The sequence below is a fragment of the Dyadobacter sp. OTU695 genome, from assembly GCF_038440355.1.
Lineage (GTDB): Bacteria > Bacteroidota > Bacteroidia > Cytophagales > Spirosomataceae > Dyadobacter.
Genome location: NZ_JASATN010000046.1, coordinates 1 through 5241, shown reverse-complemented (window position 1 = coordinate 5241; position 5241 = coordinate 1). Strand labels below are relative to the sequence as shown.

The 5241-nt window shown below is 45.5% G+C and carries 1 protein-coding gene; it reads left to right on the top strand.

Features of this window, described 5'->3' with window-relative positions:
• Positions 1-87: 87 nt before the first annotated feature.
• Positions 88-5241 (top strand): amino acid adenylation domain-containing protein (locus tag AAHB90_RS32225; protein ID WP_342089450.1); only part of this gene is annotated, 5154 nt, incomplete at its 3' end.

Sequence of the window (5241 nt, the reverse complement as noted above, 5' to 3'; positions counted from 1 at the left end):
CTGAGATCAGTTACGAAGAACTGGACAAATTTCTCTCGCAAGACACTTCGGATTTTGAAAATATAATGGACTTCTAACCCTATTCAAATGGAACTAAAGGATTTTGTCAGCCGGCTTAAGAGCATGAACTTTTCATTGGCCTATGAAAATGACAAACTTAGCTTAAAGGCCGATAGCAAAAAGGTCACCAAGTCACAAATAGACGAGCTAAAGAGAAATCAGGAAATCACCGATTTTATAAAATCCAACAAGCAAGCGCTTATTGATTTCATTTCGCGAGACGGTGAGCAGTCTAGTCAAATTCAAGGAATCTGCCGGCTGAGTGGCTTACAAGAGGGCATGATGTTTCATAGCCTGTATGACCAGCAAGCGGCAACATACATAGAGCAGTTTGCTTGCGATCTTATCGAGCTAGACGCAACCACTTTCGAGCAAGCCTGGCAAGATATCATAAAGCGGCACACGATTCTGCGGACCAGTTTTTCTTATGATAAATTGAAACTGCCTGTGCAATGCGTTCATAGCCATGTGTCTTTCAATGCCGATCTGCTGGATTTTAGCGCGTTTTCAGAAGAAGAACAGCATGAGCGGCTCCTTGGATTTGAGCTTGAAGACCGGGCAAAAAAGTTCGACCTTGAAAAAGCTCCCCTGATGCGTTTGACACTTATCAAGACTGGGCCGGAAAGGCACCGGATGATCTGGACCTGCCATCATATCTTATTTGACGGCTGGTCATTGCCGATCATCATGAGTGAGCTTTTTGAATTCTATCAGCTTAGAATGTCTGGTGAGTTTCCCGCAAGCGATTTTGAAGATCGTTATGAGGATTATATCAGATATATCGAAAAGCAGGATAAAACCAATGAAGAAGCGCACTGGAAGCAATACCTGCATGGGGTAAACGGCGGGACACTTTTGGCATTGATTGATGATGATTTGCAGCGCAATAAAGGCGTTGGGGTCTATAAGGAATCTGTGCTGAGTCTAACGGGCCACTTTACGAAAGAAATAGAAGATTTTGCTCAAAAAAACAGAGTAACGGTTAACACGCTTATGCAGGGTGTATGGGCAATTCTGTTGCATCATTACAACCAAACCCAGGATGTCATCTTCGGTGTAACCGTTTCGGGCCGTCCCGAGGATCTTCCAAATATTGAAAACCGTGTCGGGCTATACATCAATACACTTCCGCTTAGATCGACGATAGTAGAAAATCAAAACATTGCTCAATGGCTTCAGAATTTGCAAGACGAACAAGTCCAAAACCGTAAATATCAATACTCCGCGCTGAACAACATACAGAAGTGGGCAGATATACAGCGTGATCTTTTCGACTCGATTTTTGTATTCGAAAACTATCCGGTGAGCGAAAAACTCGCTTCCAGCAACCTATCAGTCGGTATTGAGAATGCGACTACCTACGATCAAACCAATTACCCGCTGGGCATCAAGGTTGTAGCAGCCGGGCGAATCATCGTTACCTTTAACTATAATGCTACTCTTTTAGCAGATAGCTATGTTGAGAATATGTTGCTTCATTATGAAAATGTATTGAGGCAAATAATCTCAGCTGAGAAGACAATCCTTGGTGAACTGGAATTAATCACATCCGCTGAGCGGGAGATGATTGTTGACGGCTATAATCAGACAAAATTTGATTTTCCCGATTCAGAATCTCTGGTTAGTCTTTTTGAGAAGCAAGTCGGAACCTCAGCCCTTAAGACCGCTCTGGCTTTTGAGCAAGAGGAAGTAAGCTATCAGCGCTTGAACCAAAGGGTTAACCAACTTTGCCATTTTCTTGTAAAGCATGGAATCAGTTCAGGGGCCAGAGTAGCGATTTGCCAGGAACGGGGTTTGGATATGGTGATTTCGATTCTTGCAATCCTGAAAGCAGGTGCAGCATATGTACCAATCGACCCTGAATGTCCCATCGAGCGACTTTCTTTTATTTTGGATGACGCGCAAGCTAGTTTCCTGATTACAAATCAACAAAGACTAAGTAAATACAGCTTTTCGGGGAATTGCCAGGTCTTTCGTATTGACTTGGCCCAAACTTCTCTTTTGGAAATGCCTATGGAAAACCCCGGCATTTTAATCGATACCAAAAGTCTGGCCTATATTATTTATACATCTGGTTCAAGCGGGCAACCCAAGGGGGTTCTCGTGTCACATGACAGCGTAGTTAATCTTGTATTTAATCAAAAGGATGCACTAATGCTGCGCGCCGGGATCAGTGTGCTGCAATTTGCTTCGCTTGGCTTCGACGCCTCAGTTCATGAAATATTTTGTACGTTGTTGTATGGCGGCAAGTTGGTACTTTGTTCGAAGAATGCGATCCTTGACCGTGCCTTATTTAAAGAATTGATTGAGCGTCATCAGATTGAATTGGTTACGCTACCCCCATCTTATCAGGCAGAAGTAAAAAACGAGCTGCATTCGGTAAAGACCCTGATTTCGGCTGGTGAAATGTTAAATAAGAAGCTGGTCGAAGAACTTTCCGGTAAGGGAATCCGGGTTATTAACGCGTACGGACCCACGGAAAATACAGTCAGCTCTATTCTGACTGATAGACCAGTGTTGGCCAATGGGAAAGTTGTGATTGGGAAGCCGATCGGTAATGTCAGAGCTTTTATACTGGATGAAAACTTTCGGCCCGTTCCCCATGGGGTAAAAGCAGAATTGTTTCTGGGTGGAAAGTCGCTGGCAAATGGCTACTTGAATTTGGAAGACCTTTCGGCAGAAAAATTCAGCGTTCACAGCATCGGGAATTTTGGGCCGGAACGTTTGTATCGCACTGGAGACCTGGCGAGATGGCTGCCCGAGGGTGATATTGAATATATCGGACGAAAAGATGATCAGTTAAAAATTCGTGGTAACAGGGTTGAGCTTGGTGAAATAGAAGCGGTTTTACAATCCGCGCCAGGTATTCTGCATGCGTCGGTGGTTTATAAAAGGAAAGAAGCAGCGGAAGGCCGTTTGATTGGATACATTATCTGTCAGGATGAATTTGACAGGGCAGCGATAGCAAGTTATCTAGAAGCCAGACTTCCAGACTATATGGTGCCAGCTACCTTTGTGGTAATGGATGCTTTTCCCTTAACGAGCAGCGGCAAAGTCGATAAGAAAGCGTTGCCGGAGCCGGAGCAAGATTCGACAAAGAAAAACTGGAAAGCGGGCAGTCAGACCGAATCTAAGCTTGCTCAAATCTGGACAGAACTTTTGGAAGTACCGGAGGTATCTGGTAGCGCCGACTTTTTTGATTTGGGTGGACACTCTCTTTTGGGAATTCGACTCATTGCGGCAATCAGGTCTGAACTATCGACAGAGGTAACAATCGGTGAGGTTTTTGCAAATTCCACCCTTGAGCTATTAGCCGAAGTGATTGAGGGAAAACAGCGGAAGGATTACAGCATTCCTGCCCTTGGCGCCAATAGACCTGACCTTGTTCGATTATCGTATAGCCAGGAGCGTTTGTGGTTCATCGATAAATTCGCAGGTAGTAAACAGTACCATATGCCTTGGGTTGTTGATCTTAAGGGGCATTTGGATATTGATGCCCTGGAAATGGCGCTTAGAAGTATCTTGGAACGCCACCAGGTTTTGCGTACACAAATAGTGGAAGCTGATGGCATCGGCTATCAACGTGTTATGCCATCTTCTGAATGGGGTATGCAGTTCGTCTCCAAAGAACAAATCCGCAAGGAAGGGCTTGATATCGATGTTTTGATCGAGTCGGTCATCCAGACACCTTTTCAATTGCAAAAGGATTATTTGTTCAGAGCTACACTATTTGAGCGTCAAGTCGATAAATACGTCCTGGTGTTGCTTTTGCATCATATTGCGTTCGATGGAGGGTCGATAGCGATTTTAGCAAGTGAACTTTCGAGCTTTTACAAGGAGTACCGACACGGCCGAAAACCAACAATAGCGCCACTGCCGATTCAGTACGCGGACTTTGCATTGTGGGAACGTAAGAGATTGGCAGAATCGGGTTTTGATAGCAAAATTGACTTTTGGAAATCTTATTTGGCCGGGTTGGAGCGGCTTAAGCTTTTGTCAGATTTTCGATATCGGCCTCAGGTGGGTATGCGTGGTTCTGTTGAGCATCAACTGTTTGATGTTGGCACATTGCAGCGTTTGAAAAATAGTGCACAAGAGCATGGCGTTACGCTGTTCGTTTACTTGCTATCGGCTTTTTATACACTTTTGCACCGATATAGCGGTCAAACAGATATCTGCGTGGGCACTTCCACCGGAGGAAGGTTTGCCAAAGAGCTGGAAGGACTGATTGGTTTTTTCTCGAACACCCTAGCATTAAGAAATACTATTAATCGACAATCTTCATTTAAAGATATCCTTGATTCGGTTAAGGAAAATACTATCCGGGTTTTCAAAAATCAGGATGTCCCGTTTGAAAAAGTCGTCGAAGCACTCGCCTTGCCGAGAGACCTCGCAGAAAGTCCATTTTTCCAGGTTCTGATTGTTTTGCAAGATGAAAATAACACTGAGCCATTAACGATTGATGGTCTGGATGTTCAGCCGTTAGGGGTCAGGGAAATCTACTCAAAGTTCGATTTGACACTAAGCTTATCGGAAACGGCCCATGGACTTGCCGCGAGCTTAGTTTATCGCGACGAATTGTTTTCTGCTGAGACAATTTCTGGCATGCTTAGTTCTTATGGGAAGATTTTGTCTTCAACGTTAATTGATGCGAGTGTCTCTGTTGGCGACATTGTGCTTATAGATTCATTTGAGCGTGAGCGGTTGGTAAATGGTTTGAATGTATCGAGCAGTGTTTACCCGGCAGACGAGACGATTCTGGACCTTTTTGCAGGGCAGGTGAAGGCGGATAGCTCGTCGATAGCGTTGGTTTTCGAGGGCCGGGCGATGAGCTATGGGGAGCTGGATGTGGCCAGTAACCGCCTGGGCCATTACCTTCGCGGGTTGGGTGTGGGCCCTGAGAGCCTGGTGGGTATCTGTCTGGACCGGGGCATGGATATGATCGTAGGTATTCTGGGTATCCTTAAATCGGGCGGGGCGTATGTTCCGATCGACCCGGAATATCCATTGGAGCGTATTGGCTACATGGTCAGTGACAGCGGGGTGTGCTGTGTGGTCAGCAGCGCTGGGCTCTCATACCGGCTACCGGGCTTGTGCCAGGTCATCGAGCTGGACGGGACGGACCAGGAAAGGATCGGGGCATGCAGCAGCGAATCAGTGAACAGCGGCGTTGTCAGCTCT